General features: G+C 69.1%; 16 protein-coding genes. 4 read left to right on the top strand and 12 right to left on the bottom strand.

Annotated features, from left to right (window positions below; translation table 11 throughout):
- Window positions 1-65: 65 nt before the first annotated feature.
- Window positions 66-680 carry a hypothetical protein gene (locus NK1_RS00590; RefSeq protein ID WP_063006668.1) on the top strand — a complete coding sequence of 205 codons (615 nt, stop codon included), beginning with the start codon at window positions 66-68 and terminating at the stop codon, window positions 678-680.
- A gap of 210 nt (window positions 681-890) precedes the next feature.
- Window positions 891-1757 carry an NAD-dependent protein deacetylase gene (locus NK1_RS00585; protein WP_063006667.1) on the top strand — a complete coding sequence of 289 codons (867 nt, stop codon included), beginning with the start codon at window positions 891-893 and terminating at the stop codon, window positions 1755-1757.
- Between the two features lie 48 nt (window positions 1758-1805).
- On the opposite strand, the gene NK1_RS00580 is transcribed toward NK1_RS00585, so the two are convergent.
- Genes NK1_RS00580 through NK1_RS00560 form a run of 5 tightly spaced genes read right to left on the bottom strand, consistent with a single transcriptional unit; the run spans window position 1806 to window position 4336 of the window.
- Complete coding sequence (locus NK1_RS00580) at window positions 1806-2381, bottom strand: F0F1 ATP synthase subunit B family protein (protein WP_063006666.1); 576 nt, start codon at window positions 2379-2381, stop codon at window positions 1806-1808.
- Window positions 2381-2881, bottom strand: coding sequence for a F0F1 ATP synthase subunit B (locus NK1_RS00575; RefSeq protein ID WP_036505341.1), 501 nt, complete (start codon window positions 2879-2881; stop codon window positions 2381-2383). The genes NK1_RS00580 and NK1_RS00575 overlap by 1 nt, the downstream gene beginning before the upstream one ends.
- An 8-nt stretch (window positions 2882-2889) precedes the next feature.
- A complete protein-coding gene (locus NK1_RS00570; RefSeq protein ID WP_025352811.1) occupies window positions 2890-3141 on the bottom strand; it encodes a F0F1 ATP synthase subunit C in 252 nt (83 codons plus the stop codon).
- 56 nt (window positions 3142-3197) lie between these two features.
- On the bottom strand, window positions 3198-3959 hold the full coding sequence (gene atpB / locus NK1_RS00565; RefSeq protein WP_174372335.1) for a F0F1 ATP synthase subunit A: 762 nt from the start codon (window positions 3957-3959) through the stop codon (window positions 3198-3200).
- On the bottom strand, window positions 3956-4336 hold the full coding sequence (locus NK1_RS00560; protein ID WP_030515130.1) for an ATP synthase subunit I: 381 nt from the start codon (window positions 4334-4336) through the stop codon (window positions 3956-3958). The genes atpB and NK1_RS00560 overlap by 4 nt, the downstream gene beginning before the upstream one ends.
- 881 nt (window positions 4337-5217) lie before the next feature.
- On the opposite strand from NK1_RS00560, the gene NK1_RS00555 reads away from it, so the two are divergent.
- Window positions 5218-6321: a glycosyltransferase family 4 protein gene (locus NK1_RS00555; protein WP_084460491.1), complete on the top strand. Its 1104-nt coding sequence runs from the start codon at window positions 5218-5220 to the stop codon at window positions 6319-6321.
- Between the two features lie 83 nt (window positions 6322-6404).
- Here NK1_RS00555 and NK1_RS00550 read toward each other — a convergent pair whose 3' ends face one another.
- From NK1_RS00550 to NK1_RS00540, 3 genes are all read right to left on the bottom strand, one after another.
- Complete coding sequence (locus tag NK1_RS00550) at window positions 6405-6956, bottom strand: MarR family winged helix-turn-helix transcriptional regulator (RefSeq protein WP_063006665.1); 552 nt, start codon at window positions 6954-6956, stop codon at window positions 6405-6407.
- Window positions 6956-8716 carry an FUSC family protein gene (locus NK1_RS00545; RefSeq protein ID WP_218023032.1) on the bottom strand — a complete coding sequence of 587 codons (1761 nt, stop codon included), beginning with the start codon at window positions 8714-8716 and terminating at the stop codon, window positions 6956-6958. The genes NK1_RS00550 and NK1_RS00545 overlap by 1 nt, the downstream gene beginning before the upstream one ends.
- 276 nt (window positions 8717-8992) lie before the next feature.
- A complete protein-coding gene (locus tag NK1_RS00540) occupies window positions 8993-10030 on the bottom strand; it encodes an AraC family transcriptional regulator (RefSeq protein WP_157104018.1) in 1038 nt (345 codons plus the stop codon).
- Window positions 10031-10119: 89 nt separating this feature from the next.
- On the opposite strand from NK1_RS00540, the gene NK1_RS00535 reads away from it, so the two are divergent.
- Entirely contained in the window at window positions 10120-10338 is a 219-nt protein-coding gene (locus tag NK1_RS00535; protein WP_036505435.1) for a hypothetical protein, read from the top strand.
- Window positions 10339-10361: 23 nt separating this feature from the next.
- On the opposite strand, the gene fabD is transcribed toward NK1_RS00535, so the two are convergent.
- From fabD to NK1_RS00515, 4 genes are read right to left on the bottom strand one after another with little or no spacing between them, the layout of a single operon-like run.
- Entirely contained in the window at window positions 10362-11693 is a 1332-nt protein-coding gene (fabD, locus tag NK1_RS33205) for an ACP S-malonyltransferase (RefSeq protein WP_063905866.1), read from the bottom strand.
- Window position 11694: 1 nt separating this feature from the next.
- Entirely contained in the window at window positions 11695-12600 is a 906-nt protein-coding gene (locus NK1_RS00525; protein ID WP_063006662.1) for a 3-oxoacyl-[acyl-carrier-protein] synthase III C-terminal domain-containing protein, read from the bottom strand.
- Entirely contained in the window at window positions 12597-18878 is a 6282-nt protein-coding gene (locus NK1_RS00520) for a type I polyketide synthase (protein ID WP_063006661.1), read from the bottom strand. The genes NK1_RS00525 and NK1_RS00520 overlap by 4 nt, the downstream gene beginning before the upstream one ends.
- Window positions 18875-22279, bottom strand: a complete 3405-nt coding sequence (locus tag NK1_RS00515) for a type I polyketide synthase (RefSeq protein WP_063006660.1) — start codon at window positions 22277-22279, stop codon at window positions 18875-18877. The genes NK1_RS00520 and NK1_RS00515 overlap by 4 nt, the downstream gene beginning before the upstream one ends.

Raw genomic sequence — 22279 nt, 5'->3', positions numbered from 1 at the left:
GCTAACGCCCGCCGACCTGGCGCGGATCACACGATGACGGCACCGATCGCATCAGGAGACCGCCCATGCGCTCCCCCACCCGACTCCCTCATTTTTCCGGCCACCGGCAGATCCGGGCCACGGACATACTCCGCGTCGTCACCGTCGCGACCGGCGTCGCAGTCGCCGCCACCCTCGTCGCCTGCTCGACCGACTCACCGGCCTCGGAAGGACCGAACACCGCCGCATATCGGTCGATGACGCAAGCGCCCGCCGTGAACACCTCCGGCGAAACCGACAACGCCTCCGGCGGTTTCGAGCGGACGCCGTCCGGACCCGCCGAAGTACCCTCCGCGCCGACGTCCGACCTTCCCGTCGTCTCTGCGTCCAGCCCGGCCGCCGGCGACCGTCCACCCGCCGGCACCACCTTCCCCGGCGAAGGCATCAGTGGCGAGGCGGCCGAACAGTTGCAGCAGTCGGCCGACGCCGGTCACCAGGCGTGGCGGTTGGACGAGGACGCCGTCGCACGCGCCTTCCTCTCCGGGCGCTTCGGCTGGTCGCGGCCGACGATCACCCACGACGGCGCCTACCTCGCCGTCGCGACCGGGCCGAACGGACAGCGCGTCTCCCTGCAACTGTCCCAGCCCGCCCGCAAGAACAACGGCGGCGTGTGGGTCGTCGAATCGGGCATCTGGTTGTAGTGCCCGCGCGGCCCCCGATACGCGTCTGAGGTGATGCGTGTGCTGATGGTCGAGGACGAGCCCCGGCTCGCCGCGACCCGCGCTCGGCGACTACCTATCCGACAGCTCCGGCCTCGGTGACGGCGGTGGTGCGGCGCTGATCGGCACGATCATGGTGGTCATCGAACAAGCCTTGGGAGAACATCGCGTCCGGGCTCGTAACCTGGATTCATGCCCGAGCTCGCGACCCTGCCGACGACAACCGGCCTCGATCGTGCGGTGGAGGTGCTGGCGGGCCGGCGAATCGTGGTCCTGACCGGGGCCGGCATGTCCACCGACAGCGGTATCCCCGACTATCGCGGGCCGGATTCGCCGCCCCGCAATCCGATGACCTATCAGCAGTTCGTCGGTGATCCGGTGTTCCGGCAGCGCTACTGGGCGCGCAATCACGTCGGCTGGCGGCGGATGGACGCCGCGCGGCCCAATCTCGGCCACCGCGCGCTGGCCCGGCTCGAACGTGCCGGCGTCGTCGGCGGGCTGATCACGCAGAACGTGGACCTGCTGCACACCAAGGCCGGGCACCGCGCCGTCATCGATCTGCACGGCACCTATGCGCGGGTGCGCTGTCTGTCGTGCCACGGCCTGATCTCGCGCATGACGCTCGCCGACCGGCTGGAGGCGGCCAATCCCGGCTTCGCCGAACTGGCGACGGCGACGGGTATCGAGGTGGCGCCGGACGCCGATGCCGTGGTCCGCGAGACCGACAGTTTCCGCATGGTCGACTGTGACGACTGTGGCGGGATGTTGAAGCCCGATATCGTCTACTTCGGCGAGAACGTCCCGAAAGATCGTGTGGCCGAGGCGTTCTCGATGGTCGACGCGGCCGATGCGATGGTGGTCGCGGGTTCCTCGCTGACGGTCATGTCGGGGCTGCGATTCGTCCGCCGCGCCGTGAAATCCGGTAAGCCGGTCGTGATCGTGAACCGCGGCGCCACGCGAGGTGACGAATCGGCCACCGTCCGTATCGATTCCGGCTGCTCGCCCACCCTCACGGCCCTCGCCGACGCGCTGATCCCGGCCGACGGCGTCTCCGTATGAAACGGGTAGCCGGTGGACCGTGGTCCACCGGCTACCCGCACAGGATGTTCAGTTCCAGCCCGGTTGGGCCTGCCGTTTGACCGACGACGAGTTCGCCAGGATCTCCAGGTCCTCGAGGAACCGTTCGATACTGTCCGACTTCGCCTCGGGGGTTGCCACCTGGTCGCGCACCTTTTCCTCGGTGATCGCCAGCATCGCGGCCGCCAGATCCGTTTCCAGATCGCGCACCATCTGGCGACGCAGCTGGGCGACCTGATCGCGGCCCTGCCGTCGCACCCGTTCGACCTCCGCCGCGGCCGCTTCTCGCATCTGCGCCACGATGTACTCGGCGTCGGCGCGCGCGTCGGCGCGAATCTGCTCGAGCTCGGTGTGCGCTTCGGTGAGGGCGTTCGCGTAGGAGCGCTTGGCCTCCTCCAACTGCTGTGCGGCGTGATCGCTTTCGGTGAGCTGCTTGGCGATCGCGTCCTGACTCTTGGCCATCAACCTCTTCACCGGCGGGACGACCCATTTCCAGATGATGTAGATGATGACGGCGAAGCCGAACAGCTGACTGAAGAAGACCGGCCAGTCGAAGGTGATCTGGTATCCGCCTGCGGCAAGCACACCGCCGCTGGTGTGAATCATTACGAATCCCTGCCCCTCCTACGACCGGCGGTGCCGGCGTGGCGACTGTCACCGATCACCTGATCGGCGAGCGATTGGGCCAGCGGCTCGACCTCGAGTCGCAGCTCGGACTTGACGCGGTCGGCCTCGGCGCGCAGATGGGCAGCGGATTCGGCGACGATGCCGTCGACCTCCTGCTGTGCCTGCGTCCGCAGGTCGTCCATGATCGCCCGGCCCTGGGCCCGTGCCTCGTTGCGGATGTCGGCCGCCTCGGTACGGGCCTGTTCCAGCGCCGTCTCATATTTCGCCTGGGCGTCGGCGAAGACCTGTTTCGCCTCTTTGGCGTTGGCGGCGGTCGCCTCCACCCGCTCCTCGCGTTCGGTCAGCACCTTGCGGATCGGCGGAACGACGAAGAACCAGATGACTCCGAGCACGATCAGAAAAATGATCAGCTCGACGAAGAAGGTGCCGTTGGGGATGAGGAAGTTCCCCTCGGCCACCACATCGGTTCGCGCGGACATCTCGCCGATTACTTACCGGGAGTTGCGAATACGAACAGCGCCATGAACGCGAGGTTGATGAAGTACGCGGCCTCGACCAGACCGACGGTCAGGAAGAAGTTACCGCGCAACCGGCCCTCGGCCTCGGGCTGCCGGGTGACGCCGTTGATCAGTGCCGAACCGGCCAGACCGTCGCCGATACCCGCGCCGATGGCGCCACCGGCCATGATGAGGCCACCGCCGATGAGGGCACCCTGGACGATTGCTGGATCTGCTGCCATTTTCTCTTCCTGTTCTCCAACGTTGACCGATCGGTGGGGCCGATCGGGACTGCCGTTCAGTGGTTTTCGTGCTCCAGCGTCATGGATTGGCTGAAGTAGAGGACGGTCAAAAGCGCGAAGATGAACGCCTGAATGGCGCCGACGAACAAGTCGAACAACTTCCAAATGGCGTTGGGGCCCCACGCGATCCAGTACGGGAACAGTGCGATCACCGCGACCATGACGCCGCCGGCGAACATATTTCCGAACAATCGCAGCGACAGCGACAACGGCTTGGCGATCTCTTCGATGATGTTGATCAACACCATCGGCCCCCACCCCGTGTGGCCCTTCAGCAACTGTTTCACATGCGTCACCGGACCGCGGCGTCTGACACCCGCGGCGTGGTAGAAGACGAAGACGAACAATGCCAGGGCGTAGACGAAATTGACATCGGAGGCCGGCGGGAAGATGAATTCGCCGCGGCCGTACTGCATCGGCAGCACCGATATCCAGTTCGACAGCAGGATGAAGGTGAAAAGCGTTACCGCCAACGGCAATACGAAGGGCGCGATACGCATACCGATCGCGGACTCCACCTGCCCGCGCATCTGCACGGTGACGGTTTCGAAGAACAACTGGACGCCGTTCGGGACGCCCGAGGTGATCTTCATGCGAAGGAAGAGAGCCAAGGCGATGACGATCACCGCGGCGACCGCCGTCGAGAGGATGGTGTCGACGTTGAACGTCAATCCCCAGAGTTCGGTGGTGGCGTGGTGACCTACTTCGATCTTCGGCTCTTCATCGGCCAGGATCATCGTCGCGATAGTGCTGCTCATGACTGCTGACGGAGCCCTCTCCACTCGGGCACGACGGTATGCAAGACGAGGATCACCTGGAACAACGCGAGTCCGAAGAAGATGCCCACACCGTTCGGGCGCGTCAGGAACGCCACGATGATCGCCAGCACGGTGACGATGATCAGCCGCGCGGCCGTCGACAAGGCCAGCGCCTGCTTATTCGGCGATTCCGAGCGGGTGATGCCGGTGACCGATCGCAATGTCAATTGCGCGTTCAGCCATCCCAGCCCCAGCCCGATACAGATGAAAACACCCAACATCAACCGATCCAGCGGACCGGTCACCACCAAAGCCAGCACACCGAATGCGGCTACCATGTAGCTCGCACGGCGCAGCCGGAGTTTGTCGATACTCACTGCGACACCACCATCGCCGCCATCCCACCTCGTAGTAGGTCGTGATCGAGGTCAGCTTACACAGACCAACCTTCTTGCGTAGCAACATTTTTGATCTTCATATACTTGATCTTGAATTTTGCGCCGGACACTCCGGCTGAATAGGCTCAGTCATCGACGGGCTATCGTCTTCTACGCCGTACGACCTGCAAATGAGGGCGTTTTCCGGAACATTCGGACGCCGCTCGCAGCGGCGCGGCAATGGTAAATCAACGGTCAATACACTGCCGTGAAACGGTAAAATCATCGGCGCGTCGTAATTGCAATTTGTCTAGATTGCCCGAATTGTCGAGATTTCGATTCGTCGATCTATCTATGCCTTATATATATGCGCGCCCGGGCCTCCGAGGGCGGTGCGACCGAGGCCCGCCGACGACCCCGGACACCCCGGCAGGGGCGGCGACACGGTCCGCCGCGATGTCCTACCGCTCGGCAATCCCGCCCGCCCGACCAGGTCGGATCGCACAAATTTCGTGTTCTACCAGGCATTCCCGGACAATTTACTGTCGAGGGGTTACCGTGACGTCTGCTGGGTACATCACCCACCGGGTCGCTCCGGCCCGCCCGATGAGGGAAACCGTAGTTCCCGAGAGACGCCTGGTGGTTTCTGGTCTCTCGCCATGCTTGGTCGCAGCTTCACACGTTGAGGAGGCAGTACCATGAGCAGTAACCCGTCAGGCTCGGATTCCTCGGGTCCGTCCGGCTCCAGTCCCGTCGAGTACGACGACTCCCTGCACTACCCGGATTCGGCGTACTCGGCCTCGTTGGAGGACGCTTCACTGGCGGACTCGGAATCCTTGATCTACCGGCTCCACGGTTCCGGCGCGCCCTTGCACATCGTGATGGTCGCACCGCCGTACTTCGAAGTGCCGCCTGCCGGTTACGGCGGCGTCGAAGCCGTGGTGGCTCAACTGGCGGACGCACTGGTAGCACGCGGGCACCGGGTGACACTGCTGGGCGCCGGCCGCTCCGGGACTACCGCTCGGTTCATCCGGGTGTGGGACGACATCCTCGCCGATCGCCTCGGCGATCCGTTCCCGGAGGTGCTCAACGCGCTCAAGGTTCGGCGCATCATCACCGAACTGGCGCAGACCGAACGGATCGATGTCGTCCATGACCACACCTTCGCGGGGCCGCTGAACGCTCCGATGTACACCGCCCTCGGCATTCCGACCGTCGTCACCGTGCACGGTCCGGTCGACGGGGAAGCGCAGGAGTACTACAGCTCGCTGACCGATACCGCGCAGTTCGTCGCGATCAGCGATCGGCAGCGCTCACTCGCGGAGAATCTCAACTGGGTCGGCCGCGTCTACAACACGGTCCGCCCGGCCGAATGGCCATTCCAGACCCGCAAACAGGACTTCGGCCTGTTCTTGGGGCGCTACGCCCCGTACAAGGGTCCCGATCTGGCCCTGCACGCCGCACACGAGGCGGGGATCCCGCTGGTGCTGGCGGCGAAGATGAACGAGCCCCCGGAGAAGGCCTACTTCGAAAACGCGGTGCGGCCGCTGCTGCGCGACACCGATTTCGTCTTCGGTGAGGCCGATCAGATCGCGAAACGGCTACTGCTCGCCTCGGCGCGCTGCCTGCTGTTCCCGATCCGCTGGGAGGAGCCGTTCGGCATCGTGATGATCGAGGCGATGGCCTGCGGCACCCCGGTGGTGGCTCTGCGTGGCGGCGCGGTCGAAGAAGTCGTCGACCACGGGGTCACGGGCATCATCTGCGACGATCCCGCCGAACTGCCCGCGGCCATCGCCGCGGCCGACGAGATCGACCCGGCCGCCTGCCGGCGCCGGGTGGTGGAGAAGTTCTCCGTCGACCAATTGGGCGCCGGATACGAATCCGCCTACTACGCGGCGATCGACAAACTCGCCGGTGTCCCGGTACCCGTCGCATCCGACGGCATTCCCCTGATCCGCCCGCTCTCGGCCGTCGGAAACGGCTGATTCGCAGGCGAATCCACCCGCATCCGGTCCGCTTCTCGCACGACCGGATGCGGGCGTCCGCGCCGACCGAGCCGCCGCGCGCGTCAGCGGGGCAAGCCGCCGAACCGCCCTTCCCACCGCACCAGCACATCGGCCAGGATGCGGGCGAGTTCGCGCTGGTCCTCGTCCGGTAGTCCGGACAGCAATCCCGCCTCATAGGCCAGCTGGCGCGGCATCAGCCGATCGATCAGCGCACGGCCTTCCGCACTCAGCGCGATATGGGAGACCCGCCGGTCGCGGGTATCGGCCCGCCGGCCGACGAGCCCGCGCTCTTCCAGCCCCCGCAGCCGTTTGGTCACAGCCGCGGGCGAGGCGAACGTTTCGCGTGCCAGCCGGCCCGGCGTGAGTTCACCGCCGACGCGCCGCAGTGCCAGCAGAATGTCGAATTCCGGTCGCGCCAGGTCCTCGTCGCCGAGCGGTGCGTCGGCGACCTGTTGCAGCAGCGCCGCACAGCGGGTGATGCGGCCGATCACCGCGATCGGACTCAGATCGAGCTCGGGCGCGGCCTGCGCCCACTGCCGCATCACCTCGGCGACGGCATCGTCGGCGGTCGCGGCGACGGCGCCGCGCGTTGCGGCCGGAGTCCGCGCGGTCATCACGACACCGCCGCGAGGGTCCGGACCGGCAACCGATCCAGCAGCTGATGTCCGGTACGTTCCGCGGCGACGATGCGTTCGTCGGGAAGCGGCGCACTCCACCACTCCCCCGCGGCGGTGTCGGCGCAGTTTCGGACCTCGATCAGGGCGGCCGCGAGCCGAGCCCGGTCGCCGGGGCCACCGGTACCGGAGTCCACCGCCCGGCGGGCGCGGGCGATCGCGGCATCGAGTTCGCCCAGCGCCGCCGCAACCCGGTCGGTGACCCGGCGATTGGGCACGGCGAAACAGATCAGGACGGCGATCACCGCGCCCACGCAGGTGTCGAGCCAGCGATCGAGTCCGAGTTCGGAGGCCGGACGCGGAGTGGCGAACTCCACCATCGCCAGGGCCATCGGTGTGATGAACACCGAAGCGACCCAATAGTTCCGGGAGATGGTGGCCTCGACGATCACCTGACAGATCAGAGCCATCACCACCAGTGCGACGGCGCTGTGCGCCCACGGCGCCACCGCCGTGAACAGCGCGACACCTACCAGATTGCCCAGCACGCGTTGCACAGTACGCTGCCACGACAGCGCGGTGTTGGCGACGATCAGAACGGCGGCGGTCATCACCGCCCAGTACGGGCGATTCACGCCCAGCGCCAACGAGATCCAGCCCGCGGCCGCGGAACCGAGGGTGACGCGGGCGGCGAGCGGCAGTCCGGCGGCGCCGGGCAGGAAGGCATGGCCCACCCGCCGCAGCGCCGCACCGCGGACGCCGTCGGTTCGCCCGAGGCCGATACCGCGGATCTCGGATTCTTCGGCTGCGGCGCAATGGATCCGGGGGATGTCACGGCCGCGGCGCAGGGTGCGGGCGTACTGCTCGAGGGTTTCGGCGTCGATTCGGGTTCGCTCCCGTGTTGCCGTGAAATCCGTTTCCGCCCCGGCACTTCCGGCATCGGAGGGATACCGGGACAACTCGGAGTCGGCGGGCCGGGTTGTGGCGGCGAGGGTTTCGGCGCGGGCCAGCAGACCGGCCAGCGCGGTGCGTTGTGCCGCGGTGCGGGCGGTCGCGGGCACCCGGGCCAGCGCGGTCCATCCGGCCTGCACGGCGACCGCGGCATCGTGCCGGGCACGCGGCACTCCGGCATCGTCGAGCGGTACCCGCAGCAGCCGAGCGGTGGATTCGAGGGCGCGCGCCACAGCCAGCCGCTGCGGCCCGTGCGGGCGTACCAGCGCCGGGGCCATACACACACACCACGCCAGGACGCCGCCCAGCAGGATCAGGGCGAGGTGGCCGGGGAGTTGCTCAGTGCGCTGCGGGATGAAGGCCGCGCTGGAGACCACGAAGGTGAAGATGATGTTGCCGGGCGGGCCCATCCGGGCGGCATCACAGACCAGCTTGTACAGCCCGGCGAGCACCGCGATCACCAGCACCCGCACCGCCGCGGAGTCGATCAGCGCCGACGCGGTCAACGCGACCGCTGTGCCGGCGAACATTCCGAGCACCACCCAGGCCAGCGTGCGGCCGCGGGCGGCATACGGCAGGCCGTGCCCGTACAGGGCGCACAGACCGCCTGCGCTGGTGTAGAAGGCCAGCTGCACCTGCCCGGTGGCCAGCAGCACGACCTCCGGCCCGCCGATGGCGATCACCGCGCACAGCGCCGCCTGATACCAGGTGTCGGCGACCGGTCGCATCCGGAACACGCCTCGCAGCGACAGCATCCGCAGGGTGGTACGGAAGCCGGCAGCTGGGGAGGAGGGGGCACGATGCGACACACAGGAAGGTTAACAGGTATTTTACTAGGAAACTATATGACGGGCAGCACGCACTCCACGGAAGGTGGGGCGACGGACCGGGCAGCCGACGACCCACCGAGCGGCCGCGACTCCGCCCAGCGCAATTCTTCGGCATTCGATCGCCATATTGCGAATGCAGAATGCGGGCGACGGAAAATGCCGCAGCGAGTTAACCGGGACACGGTGCCGCACATTGTTTCGGGCACCGAAAATCACGGATTCCCGAAATCCGAATACGGGTCAGGACACGATTCGCTATCGATTTCGAGTCAGCGACTGGCGGTATGCCCGCGGTGACATCCCCATCCACCGCGTGAAGGCGTGAGTGAAATTGGCCGTTTCCGCATATCCGAGCCGGCGGGCCACATCCTCGACCGTCGACCCGGCGCGCAGCAGCTCCGCCGCGGTGCTCTCCCGCACGGTGTTGAGCAGGCCGCGGAAGCTGGCGCCCTCGGCGGCGAGTTGCCGGCGCAGCGTCCGGACGTTGATGTGCAGCTCAGCGGCTACTTCGGCCATCGACGGCACCGAACCCGGTTCGCGCAGCAGGCGCTCACGGACCAGCGTCGACAACTTCCAGCCGCCGTCCAGCAGCACCTGCAGCGCCTCGCGGCACTGCCGTTCGATCAGGTTCGCGGTATGCGAATCGGCATGTGGCATGCGCAGATCCAGGAACGAGCGCGGCAGTACCAGCGCGGTCCGCGGACAGTCGCTGAGGATGTTGTCGACCGAGGTGAACTCGGCCAGTGCGGCGGCCCGATCGGCACCCAGCTCCAGTTCCAGGCGCACCGCGGGGATGGTCACATCGAGCGCCCGCTCAGCGACGAAGATCAGCGCCACCTCGCGTTCGACGAAGTATCCGCGCAGGTCCGCGGGTATTCCCGAGCCGTCGGCAACCAGCGCCACCTCGTCGCCGCCGGACTCCTCCAGGTGATAGCGCGCCGCCACCGAGACCAGATCCTGGTAGCGGACCGCGATGTTCAGCACATCGCGCATGGTCGCGCTGGCCAGGGCCGCGAGGCCGACCAGACCGGCCTTGCCGAGGGATGCCTGCGCGGCGGTCTGCACGCCGAGACCGGGCCGGTCGCCGAGCGCGCGAATCAGATTGCGCGCGACGGCGAATTCTTGATCCGGCCAAATTCGCACCTGTTCATCGGCCAGATCCGCGGGTTCGATTCCGGTACCCGCCAATAACAGCGGTTCGTCCAATCCATGCGCGAGCCCGACACTGACCATCATTCGCACACTGACGCTGCCGTGCGGCAACACATCGGACGGCGTACCGATCCCAACCACAGTCCGAAATTACCAATATTCGGTCCGCTCGGCACATTCCGGCCCCCGAAAGTGGGGGCATAACCTCGACAGACCGACATCGGCACGGGATGGCCGATGGGCAGGCAGGGATCGAGGAGGGCGACTACACCGTGGATATGTTCAGCACCTGTTGGATGGAACCGCTCGACCTCACCCCGCAGAAGGCCCATCAGATCATGCAGATGCACCGAGGCTGCCGGACCGACGAATGCCCGCGCCGGCGTGCCGCGCTACGCGTGCTGGTCGAGGAAGGCCGGCTGATTCCGGATTCCTCACGGGTGCACTGACAACCCACGAACGGTGGCCGCGCTCAGGGCGCGGCGAAGCTCCACTCGTCGCCATCGGGCCAGATGACGCGGGAGCCGTCGCGGCGGCGCATGGTCCCGGACGGGTCGACGATCCAGTCCGCCGGATCGAAGCTGTCACCGCCGGTGGCCGGGTGCTCGACAGCGGTGTGGTCGCGGCGCACGTAGGCCCCGTCCTCACGCGGCGTCCAGAGCGCCGGATCGTAGGTACGCAGCGCGTTGTCCGCCGTGATCACCGCCATCGGGCCGTAGTGGCGCAGACGCGAGCCGTCGGAACGGGTGGTCCAGGCCGCGTCGGTCATCGTCTCGGCGTCGTCGCCACCGGCCCAGACGATCTCGGAGGTACCGGGCGCGTACAGGTCGCCGCGGTCACCGTACTGCCAGTACCCGGGCTCGCGCCGCAGCCACGGCCGGTCTCCGAGGAGAGCGACCACGGCGTCGAGATCCTGCGGCTCCCCGAAATGCGCTGTGCCGATGCCTTTTTCCGATCGGCGCAGCAGCGATGTGAGGCGTGCGCCGGGCCCGGCTTCGATCACGTATCGAACACCGCGCGCCGCCAGTCCGGCCGTCACCACATCCCAGCGCACGGGTGCGCAGATCTGCGCGGACAGCGAGTCGACCGGGTCGGCGTCGGTTCGCCACTGCCCGGACGCGCCCTCCACCACCGGAATTCGCGGCGAGGTGAATTCGGCGCGGGCGAGTTCGGATCGGAACCCGGCGGCGGCCGGTGCCATGAGTGCACAGTGGAACGGCGCGCTGACGTCGAGCGCACGGGTGATGGCCCCCCGCTCCTCGGCGAGTTGCCGGGCCCTGCCGACCGCGCCGGTGTGCCCGGAGATCACCAGCTGACTCGCGCCGTTGTAGTTGGCGACCGCGACGACCTCGGATTGCGCCGCGGCGGTGCAGATCCGGTCGACCTCGTCGGCGGCGAGACCCATCACCGCCACCATCGCGCCCGCCCCCGGCGGCACCGCTTCCTGCATCAGGGCGCCCCGGCGACGCACCAGGCGCACCGCGGTCTCGACGTCGAGGGCGCCGGCGCAGACGTGGGCGGTGATCTCACCGAGGCTGTGCCCGGCCACGACCATCGGATGAATTCCGGTCTCCGACACCAGAACTCGATAGGCCGCCACACTGGTGGCCAGGATCGCGGGCTGGGCGCATTCGGTCCGCGCCAGCTCCGCCGGGTCGCCGGCGAAGCACAGCTCGCTCAGGCCGAAGTCGATCGCCGCGTCGGCACGGTCGAACACCTCGCGCGCGACCGGATAGGTGTCGGCCAGCGCCTTGCCCATGCCGGGGAACTGCGCGCCCTGACCGGGGAATACGAATGCGAGCATGTCAGCCGATCCTCAACAGTGCGACGCCCCAGGTGCCGAACCCGTGGCTGATGGTCATGACGATCTCCCCCGGCGCGACGCCGTCCTCCAGATACGTCTGCAGATTGATCAGGTTGTCGGCCGAATGGACGTGGGCGTAGTCGGCGATGTTGTCCAGGTAGCACAGGTCGTGGTCGAGTCCGGCCGAATCGGCCATGAATCGCACGGCCTCCTCGTTGACGTTGTTGGCGATGATGCGCCGCACGTCGCCGCGGTCCAGGCCGGCGCGGTCGAGCATATCGGCCACCGCACGGGACAGGCCACGCTTGGTCAGCCCGGCCAGCGCCGGCATCTTCGCCACGCGGATCAGCTGATTGGTGCCCTGGTTCGAGCCGAGCACCTCGATCCGCGACGGTTGCGCGGAGGTGATCAGGCAGGCGGCGGCGCCGTCGCTCAGTACCGAGAGCGCGTCGCGCAGAATGCGGGCGTGCGGGTCCGGGCACGCGTCGGAGGTGACCACCAGGACGTTGCGGGCCGATCCGGCGGCGACCAGGCTGTGCGCGATGCGCAGGGCACTACCGAAATTCGCGCATTCGGCCAGCGTGACACCGATCGGAGTGGCACGGGTGAGACCGAAACGCTCACAGAAGCGCAGGAAGTCACCACCGGCCAGGGCGCCGGTTTCGGGGCTCGACGACGCGTAGACCAGCAGGTCGATCTCGGCGGCATCGACCGGGATCCGGTCGAGGGTGCTCGCGACCACTTCCGCGGCCAGTTGCAGCGGCGTCTGTTCGGCGCGGCAGTAGTTGTACAGGCCGAGGCCGTGCATATCGCGCAGCATGGCCGGGTCGTCCCGTAGCGGTTCGAGGCCGGCGATCGGCTCGCGGGCGCCGACCGCGTAGGAGATCCCGTGCAGGTAGACGCTCATCGGGACTCCTCCTCGCGTAGGCGGGCGCACAGATAGCGGTGCATCGCCCGCACGGTCGGATGTTCCCAGTGCACCGCGCCGGGCAGGTCGATACCCAGGGCGGCCGACAGGCCGTTCTTGAATTCGAGCAGCGCCAACGAACTCATGCCGAGCTCCAGAAACGGTGTGGCCGGGTCGATTTCGTCGGTGCCGATGCGCAGAACCGCCGCCGTCCTGCTCAGCAGCAGCTCCCACAGCGCGGCCTCGCGCTCCTCGGCCGGGAGGCGGCGCAACTCCTCCGCCAAGGCCGAGGTGGCGCCGGAACCCATGGCGCGCAACGGTTCGTACAGCGGAACGGCACGGGCGAAGGGGTGCGCGCCGAGCCAGGCGTCGGCATCGAGACCGATGATCGCGGCGCGCGGGCGGCCGTCGTCGAGCAGCGTCTCCAGCAGTGTGTACCCCGCCGCCGGTGTCAGCGAGCGGATTCCGCGGCCGGCCAGATACTCCTCCGTCGCGGTGCTGCGCGCGGCGAGTCCGGTATCGCGGAAGGGACCCCACGCCACCGCGGTGGCCGCCAGGCCCTGGGCGCGCCGGTAGTGGGCCAGGCCGTCGAGAAACGCGTTGGCCGCGGCATAGTTCAATTGACCGCCCGAGGGCAGCACCGTCGCGGTGGAGGAGTACATCACGAAGTACTCGACGGGATCGCCTGCCACGGCGCGGTGAACATTCCACGCTCCCAACGCCTTCGGGCGCAACACCGGATCGAACTGTGCCCAGCTCTGATTGGTCAGTACGGCGTCGCGCAGAACGGCCGCGAGATGGAACACACCGCGCACCGGGCCGACCCGGGAGCGCAGCCGCGCGACGGCGGCGCCGACCTCGGCCGCATCGGCGACGTCGGCGCGCTCCACCCGGACCCGTTCTCCTCCGGCATTGAGTTCGTCGATGATCGCGCGTTCCTCGGCATTCGGATCGCGGCGGGCCAGCAGGCCGACCTGCGCACCGCCCCGTTCGACCAGGGTGCGGGCCAGGTCGAGACCGAGCCCGCCCAGGCCGCCCGTGATCAGGACGCAGCCGGGTTCGGCCAGCCCCTGTGCGGCGCCGCGCACGATGTCGGTGGTGGCCGCGTCGTCGGTCACCAGCACCAGTTTCCCGGTGTGCGCGCCGGTGCTCATGAGACGAAAGACCTCGGGCGCCGCGGCGATCGGATAGGTCTGCACCGGAAGCGGTGTCAGTTCGCCGGAGACGACGCGGTCGAGGGTGTGGTGCAGCAGTTCGGCGAAGATGGCGGGACGCGCGCGATGCAGTCCGGCCATATCGACGGCGGTGTAGGTGATGCGGCGTTTGAAATGTTCCAGCGGGAGCCGCCCCGAGCCGTAGATATCGCGTTTGCCGAGTTCGAGGAAGATTCCGTCGGCGGCGACCGTGCGCAGACTCGCCTCGGCGGCCGCGCCGGTGAGGGAGTTGAGCACGATGTCCACGCCCGCACCGGCGGTGACGTCGAGGACCTGCTGCTCGAATTCGGTACTGCGCGAATCGAAGACGTGCTCGATGCCCAGCTCCCGCAGGTAGCGGCGCTTGTCCTCGGTGCCCGCGGTGGCGATGATCTCCAGTCCGTGTCGCCGTGCCACCGCGATGGCCGCCGAACCCGTTCCGCCCGTACCCGAGTGGATCAGGATGCGCATGCCCGGGCGCACCCGGGCGAGATGTTCGAGCGCGTAGCACGCGGTGGTGTAGGCGGTGGGCAGCGCCGCGGCGTCGATGAGCGGGAACGTCTCCGGCAGCCGATGGACCAGCGCCGCGTCGGCGACGGCATGGGTGGCCAGGCTGTTCAGTGCCACCGCCACCACTCGGTCGCCCACGCGCACCGTATCGACCTCGGCGCCCACGGCGAGGACGGTGCCGGCGCATTCCGATCCGAGTGGCACGTCGTCGAGATCGGAGAAGAAGCCCATGGCCCACATGACGTCGGCGAAGTTGAGAGCTGCCGCGGCCACGGCGATGACGACCTCGCGCGGGCCCGGTCGCGGTAGGCCGCGTCCACGCAGCGTCAGCGTCTGCAATCGGCCCGGCTCATCGATATCGACCCCGAAGCCGCGGGTTCCGGCGGCGACGACGGGCGGATCCGGGTTCAGCCGGACCCGGTCGAGGCGCGCGACCCAGCGCATTCCGGCGCGCAGCGCGATATGTCGCTCACTGCCGTCGGCGAGTTCCGAGACCAGGTCGGCCGCGTCGTCGCCGTCCACGCCCGCATCGGCGGCCAGGTCGATGAGCGTGGTCCGCAGTTCGGGGTGTTCGGCGGCCAGGGCCGTGCCGAAACCCCACAAACTGGCCTGCCACGGGTCGACGCATTCCTGCGCCACCGCCTGTCCGCCGCGCGTGACCACCCACAGGCGCGGCGCGGAGGTCATCTGCACGAGGGTGCGCGCGAGACCGAGCAGGGTGGCGAGATCGGCGAATGCCGTTGCGCCGTCCTCGGTTCCGGCGAGGTAGAGGATGTGGTCCGCGGGTTCGTCGAAGGTCGCGGCCTCCGGCCCGCTCTCGTCGGCACTCGGCGCGGCCGCAGCGGTGGTGGTCTCGGCGCCCGCCGCGACGAGCTCCCGGATCAGCGTCGCGGATCCCAGCGGTGCGTCGTCCTCCGCGTCGCCGCAGACGACCACCCAGCGCCCCGAGAGCCGGCCGGTGGTGCGCGGTCGCTGCTGCCAGTCGACCGCGAGCACGGCGGCCTCGGGGGTGTCCGCGCCGTCGACGCGGGTCGCGGTCAACTCGCGCACCGTGGCGACGAGGGAACCGTCGTCGGCGTAGATGTCGAGATCGGCGGTCTGCAAACGTCCTTCACGGGAGTAGCGGCGCACATGGGCGTGGACCTGCGGCGGAATGTGGTCGGCGACGGACAGGGCGCCGATCGCGGACGGCAGGAACAGTTCGTCCCCGGCCAGGGCACCGACCACCTGGAAACATCCGTCCAGCACCGCGGCCGCCGTGACCCCCTGCTCGGGATCGCGCGCGCCGGTGACCGCGCTCACCCGGCCGAGCGCCTCGCCGTCGCCGACCGACAGTTCGGTCACGGTCCGGAACGCGGGCCCGTAGCGGGTGCCGTTGCGGGTGTAGGCCGCGTAGAGATCCCGCGGGTCGAGCGCGGTGAGGCAGCGCCGCTGTGCCGTACTCAGCCCCGGCGCCTCGGGAAGGTGCTCGCCCGCGACGATCCGTCCGCGAGCGTGTTCGGTCCACACCGTGGCCGCGCCACTCGACTCGGCCGAACGGGCACTGATCCGAAATTCGTTGTCGCGCAACACCACCTGAACTCGGCGGCCGGAATCGGGCAGGGTCAGCACCCGTTCGAACCGGATATCGGCGAAATGGCATCCCGGTCCGAAACCGTGCTGCAGGCGCGCCGCGGCGGCGAGGTTGACCAGCCAGGCACCGGCGGCGACCGGGGTATCGCCCACGGCGTGGTCGAGCAGCCAGGGCGAGCGGGCGGGATCGACCACCCGCTGCAGGAGGCGTTCGCCGCTGACGGACGATTCGACCACCGCCTGGCCGCCGTGCTGTTCGGCGGCCACATCCCAATCGGAGCGCGCCCAGAACCGCTTGTGCTGCCATGGATACGACGGCAGGTCGACGATCCGGCCGCGCACCCCGGCAGCCGCCCAGTCGACAGGGAGTCCGTGCACGTACAACCGGGCGATCAGCTCCAGGATGTCGCGGCGCGCGTAGCCGTTGCGTTTCAGGGAACCGGCCACCGCGCCCCGGTCGTTCGAGGCGTCGATGCGGGCGCGGATACCGTCGACCAGGACCGGATTCGGCCCGATCTCGACGAAGGTCGCCGGGCCCTCCGCGAGCACCCGCTCGACCGTCTCGTCGAGTCGGACCGTGCTGCGCAGATTGCGGGCCCAGTAGTCGGCGGTCAGCGCACCGGTGGGGACGTAGTCGGACTCGACGGTGGACAGGAATGCGGCCCGGCCACCCGGGATCGCGGTGATACCGGCGATCCGTTCGACGAAGGCGTCCAGATGCGGATCCAGCTGGCGACTGTGCGCGGCCGACTCGATCTTGACCCGGCGCGGGTCGTCTCCCGCTGCGGCAAGGGCCTTTTCGAGCCGGTCCAGATCGGCGACCGTACCGGAGACCACGACCTGCGCGGGACCGTTCACCGCGGCGAGGTCGAATTCGCCTTCGATCCGTTCCAGCCATCCCTCGAGCTCGCCGACACTCATCGGCACCGACAACATGCCGCCGGTCCCCTCGATCGCGCGCAGCACCCGGTTGCGGTGGACGATGACCGCGGCCGCGTCGGCGAGGCTCAGCGCCCCCGCGACCCGGGCGGCCGCGATCTCACCGACGCTGTGGCCGATGACGGCGTCGGGGCGGAATCCGTTCGCCGCCAGCAACTCCGCCACTCCGATCTGCACGGCGAAGGACATGGGCTGGGCGAGATCGATACGGCCGCCATCGGATTCGCCGGCGGCGAGCAGTTCCGCGATATCGATGCCCAGATGCGGTTCGAACGCGGCCGCGCAGCGCCGCACCGCCGCCGCGAAGACCGGATGATCGGCCATGAGCTGGGCGCCCATCCCGGGCCAGTGCCCACCGAATCCGGCGAAGACGAAGACCAGCGCGCCCGGTTCGCCGCGGCGGCCGCGAATCACGCCCGCGCGGTCACGGTCCTCGGCGATGGCGGTGAGCCCGCGTTGCAGCGCGGCGGCGGTTTCACCGATCACCACGGCACGATGGTCGAGCGCGGCGCGGCGGGACGCGGTGAAACACAGGTCGCGCGCGGGGGTACCGGCTGCCAATTCGTCGCGCAGGCGAAGCGCCGTCTCGCGCAGGGCCTGACCGGTTGCCGCCGACAGCGGCAGGACCAGTAGTTCCCGCGCCGGTTCGGCGGCTTCTTCGGGAACCATTTCGGTTCCGGGGGCCGCGGTGATGATCGTATGCGCGTTGGTCCCGCTGAATCCGAATGCGCTGACCCCCGCGTACACCGGTTCGGTGCCGGGGATCTCCTGCGCGTCGGCGGGGATCACGATCGGTGTGGCATCCCAGTCGATCAGTGGATTCGGCGCGTCGAAATGCAGTGTGGGCGGGACGATCCGGTCGCGGACGACCGTGATGGCTTTGAGCAGTCCGGCGATTCCGGCGGCCGGTTCCAGATGCCCCAGGTTGCCCTTGGCCGATCCGACGAGCAGCGGACGGTCGCGTTCGGTACCGAAAACCGCCGAGAGCGCGCGTAATTCGATCGGGTCACCGAGCGGGGTGCCGGTGCCGTGCGCCTCGATGTAGTCGATGCGTCCGGCGTCCACCTTGGCCTCACGCAACGCATCCCGCAGCACCTGTTCCTGGGCGCGGCCGTTGGGGGCGGTGAGGCCGTTGCTGCGGCCGTCCTGGTCGACGGCGGTGGCCACGATCGAGGCCAGGACGCGGTCGCCGGCGGCGTGGGCGGCGGATTCGCGCTTCAGCACGACGACACCGCACCCCTCACCGCGTACCAGTCCGTCGGCGGCCGCGGAGAAGGGTGCGCAGCGATTGCTCGGCGAGGGCGCCCGCAGTTTCGACATCGAGATCATCGACTGCGGGGAGACGATCAGATTGACTCCGGCCACCAAGGCCAGATCACACTCCCCCGAACGCAGGCTCTGCACCGCCAGATGCAACGCCACCAGCGCGGACGAACACGCGGTGTCGACGACCAGGGCGGGACCCTGCAGTCCGAGGTGATAGGCGATCCGCCCGGCCGCCACCGACGGCGCCAGACCGGTCGCGGAGTAGATGTCGATCGACGCCGGGTCGGTGGCCGCGGCGCCGTAATCGTTGGGGCACATGCCGACGAAGACGCCGGTTCGGCTCTCGCGCAGGGTTTCCGGTGCGACCGCGGCGTGTTCGAGCGCCTCCCAGGTGACCTCGAGCAGCAGTCGCTGCTGCGGGTCCATGGCCTCGGCCTCGCGCGGTGAGATACCGAAGAAGGCGGCATCGAAGTCGCCGATATCGGTGAGGGCGCCCATCTTCGCGATGAAGGATCGGCCGGGTGCGTCGGCATCGGCGTCGTAGTAGTGCTCGACGTCCCAGCGGTCCGGCGGAATGTCGACCACACCGTCGCCGCCCGCGCGCAGGAATTCGGCGAATCCGTCCAGCGAATCGACCCCGCCGGGCAGGCGGCAGCCCGCACCGATCACGGCGGCCGGCTCACTGCGCTGCGCCAGCGCCCCACGGGCGGTACGCAAGGCGGCGATGGCGCCGCGTAAGGCCTCACTGCTGTCGCCGCCCTCGGGCAGCGCACTCGGATTCGTCGCGGTCGGGGTCAACGCAGCACCTCTTCCAGGGCGGCCACTTCCGCGCGAGCCAGCGCGATGAGATCGGATTCGCTCAGCCCGTCGAGCGGAGTACGGGTCGTGCTGACGGGGATGTCGAACGGCCGGGGGCGCGGGTCGGCCTCGCCGTCATGGTGCTCCGGCTCGGTCGTCGTCGGTGCCGCCGCCGGTGCCGACATCGCCGGTTCCGCAACCGGTGCGGGCGGAATCGCCGGCGCGACGGCCAATCGAGCGGTGAGTTCGGTGATCTGCGCTGTCGCCGTGGGGAATTCGAAGGCGAACGCCGCCTCGATCGGCAGCGCGAGGGCACGGCCCAGGACGGTGCGCAGTTCGATCGCCATCAACGAGTCGAAACCGAGTTCCTGCAGCGGGGTGTGCAGATCGACGGGATCGGACTCCGGCATCTGGAACACCTGCCGGATACTCGCCACGACGACCGCGCTCACCCGGCGGCGCAGCAGGAACAGATCCGCGTCCGTCCGCGCGGGTTCGACGGCTGACGCCCCGGGCGCGTCCGGCACGGTCGCACCGGCTCCATTGCGCGCGGGCGAGGCGGGGACGGTGGAATCGGCGGCAACTCCCCGGACTTCGCTCGTTGCGGTCGTGGCCGGACGCGACGCGCCGGCCGCGTCGTGTGGGGCCGTCCGGGCGGCGTCGCGGGCGTCCACGCCGAGCGTTTCGGCATGCGGAGGGAGCGCCGTCGCGGCCGGCGCACTCGGTTCACCGTGGGTCGCGCCGGGTGCTTCCACCCAGAACCGGCGGCGTTGGAATGGATAGGTGGGCAGCGTGATCCGGGGGTAGTCGGTGCCGTGCAGGTCACGGAGGTCGTCGACGGCTCCGGCCGCGAACAGTCCGGCCGTGCACCGGGTCAGTTCGCCGCGGGTGGTACCCGTGGTGAGCCGGCGGTTCTCGGATTCGCTCAGGCGGTTCCCGGCGAGGTCGGTCAGCGTCGCCCCCGCGACTTCGACGACGACGGTGCAGTCGAGTTCCCGCAGGGTGTCGAAGGCTCGGTCCAGGTGTGCGGGCCACAGCGGGCGGGACGACCAGTAGGCCGGATCGGCGGCTTCCCGGCCGAGGCGCATCCCGGTGTGCGCGGAGACGACGGTGAGTTCGGGATCACCCGGCTGCCCCAGGTCGGGCACGGCCGTTCCCAGGTGATCGCGCAGTTCGGCGTGGGTCGTGGCGGCGATACCGGCGGCGCGCAGGCGGTGCAGCAGCGGCTCGCGGCCGCCGGGACCGGCCTCCAGCAGGTAGCGGTCGCCGGTCTGACCACACAGGCGCGCACCGGTTTCGCGCAGCACCGCCTCGAGCAGGGCGCCGTCGTCGGTGCGTGCCACCGCACGCTCACCGAGCAGTGCGGCGGTCGATACCGACGCACGCAGTGCCACAGCGGGTTCCAGAGTTCCGGCGATCGCGGCGGCGACGTACTCTCCCACCCCGACGCCGAGGACGGCAGCCGGGCGCAGTCCGAATGCCAGCAGCTGGCGAGTGATGGCGTAGCGGTGTACGAAGGCCAGCGCATCCGCGAGGCCGGGTACCCGCTGCGCCTGATGGGGTGCGAGCCCCGCGAACAGGGCGGTGCGGAAACTCTCCCGGGACGAGGTCGCGTCCAGGCATTCGTCGACCGCGGCGCGGAAAACGCCGGAGCCGGTGTAGTTCTCGCGATCGAGCGGCTCCACACCGGGTTCGCGATGGCCGATCAGCAGGGCGGTGCGCACGGCGCGACCGCGCGGCACATGGCCGGTCACGACCGCCGGCTGCCACTGCCCGGCGGAATGGGCGTCCAAGGCGGCCGCCATCGCGGTCGTACTCCCGGCCACCACGGCGAGCCGGTGCTCGAACGTATTCCGGCCGAGATTGGCTGTCGCGCACACAGATTCGATCTGCGCGGGCTCGACGGTGCGCAACGCCAGCGCGAATCGCCGCGACTGCGCCCGCAACGCGTCGTCGGTCCGCGCCGACAGTGTCAGCAGTCCCGTGGGCACGGCGGTGCCCGACGCCGTGGCCACCGGCGGCTGTTCGACCACCACGTGCGCATTGGTCCCGCTGAATCCGAACGAACTGACACCCGCGATCCGCGATCCCGCCGGCCACGGTGTGGTCTCGGTGACCACCCGCGCCGAGCCGGACGCCCAATCGATGCGCGGATTCGGTTCCCGCACATGCAGGGTCGGCGGCACCACACCGCGTTGTACGGCCAGAGCCGCCTTGATCAGGCCGGCGATCCCCGCGGCCGTCTCGGCGTGCCCGAAGTTCGATTTGATCGACCCGACCCACAGCGGCGCTCGGGCGGCGCCGAAGACGGAATTGAGCGCGCCGATTTCGATCGGATCGCCCAGGGCGGTGCCCGTGCCGTGCGCCTCGATGTAGTTCACCTGCGCCGGTTCGACATTCGCCGTCCGCAGCGCGGCCCGCACCACCGCCTCCTGCGCACGGGCGCTCGGCACGGTGAGGCCGCCGGTCCGGCCGTCATGGTTGACCGCGGAGCCGCGGATCACCGCGTAGATCCGGTCACCGTCGCGCTGTGCCTGCGTCAACCGCTTGAGCACCACCAGACCGGCTCCCTCGGCGCGGCCGTATCCGTCGGCGGAGGCATCGAAGGTCTTGCAGCGGCCGTCCGGCGACAGCGCGCGTATGCGGCAGCAGAACATCGTCGAGAACGGCGAGAGGATCAGATTCACGCCACCGGCCAACGCGGTCGAGCAGTCGCCGTTGCGCAGGCTCTGCACCGCCTGATGCACCGCGACCAGCGACGACGAGCACGCGGTGTCGACCAGCGACACCGGTCCGTGCAGATCCAGCGTGTACGCCACCCTGCCCACCGCGATACTCGGGGTATTGCCCAGTCCCGCATAGGCGTTCATGGCCTCGGGGACGTCGGCGACGGCGACGCGGTCGTAGTCGCGCCAGCTGAATCCGACGAACAGCCCGGTATCGGATCCGCGCAGCCGCTGGGGTGCGATGCCCGCGTTCTCCACCGCCTCCCACGCGATCTCCAGCAGGAGCCGCTGCTGCGGATCCATCGCGTGCGCTTCGCGCGGCGAGATCCCGAAGAAGTCGGCGTCGAACATGTCCACTGCGTCGAGGAATCCGCCGCGGGTGGTGTAGATGGTGCCGGGCTTGTCCGGGTCCGGATCGTAGAACCGCTGCACATCCCATCGATCGCCGGGCTGTTCGCCGGTGGCGTCGACACCGCCGGCGACGACATCCCACAGGCTGTCCGGATCGGTGATGCCGCCGGGGAACCGGCAGCCGATGCCGACGATCGCGATCGGTTCCGCCGGGCGGGGTTCGGCCAGCCGCTCGCGGGCCGAGCGCAGGGCCGCGGCGATGCGCTGTTCGCGGTCGGGTGCCGCACCGCCGGTGCCGGCGGATTCGGAAGGTGCTGCGGACAT

This window comes from Nocardia kruczakiae NBRC 101016 (genome assembly GCF_001612965.1).
In the GTDB taxonomy this organism is placed as follows: Bacteria; Actinomycetota; Actinomycetes; order Mycobacteriales; family Mycobacteriaceae; genus Nocardia; species Nocardia kruczakiae.
The sequence above is the reverse complement of the archived record's forward strand: the minus strand, read 5'-3'. Positions and strand labels throughout refer to the sequence as shown.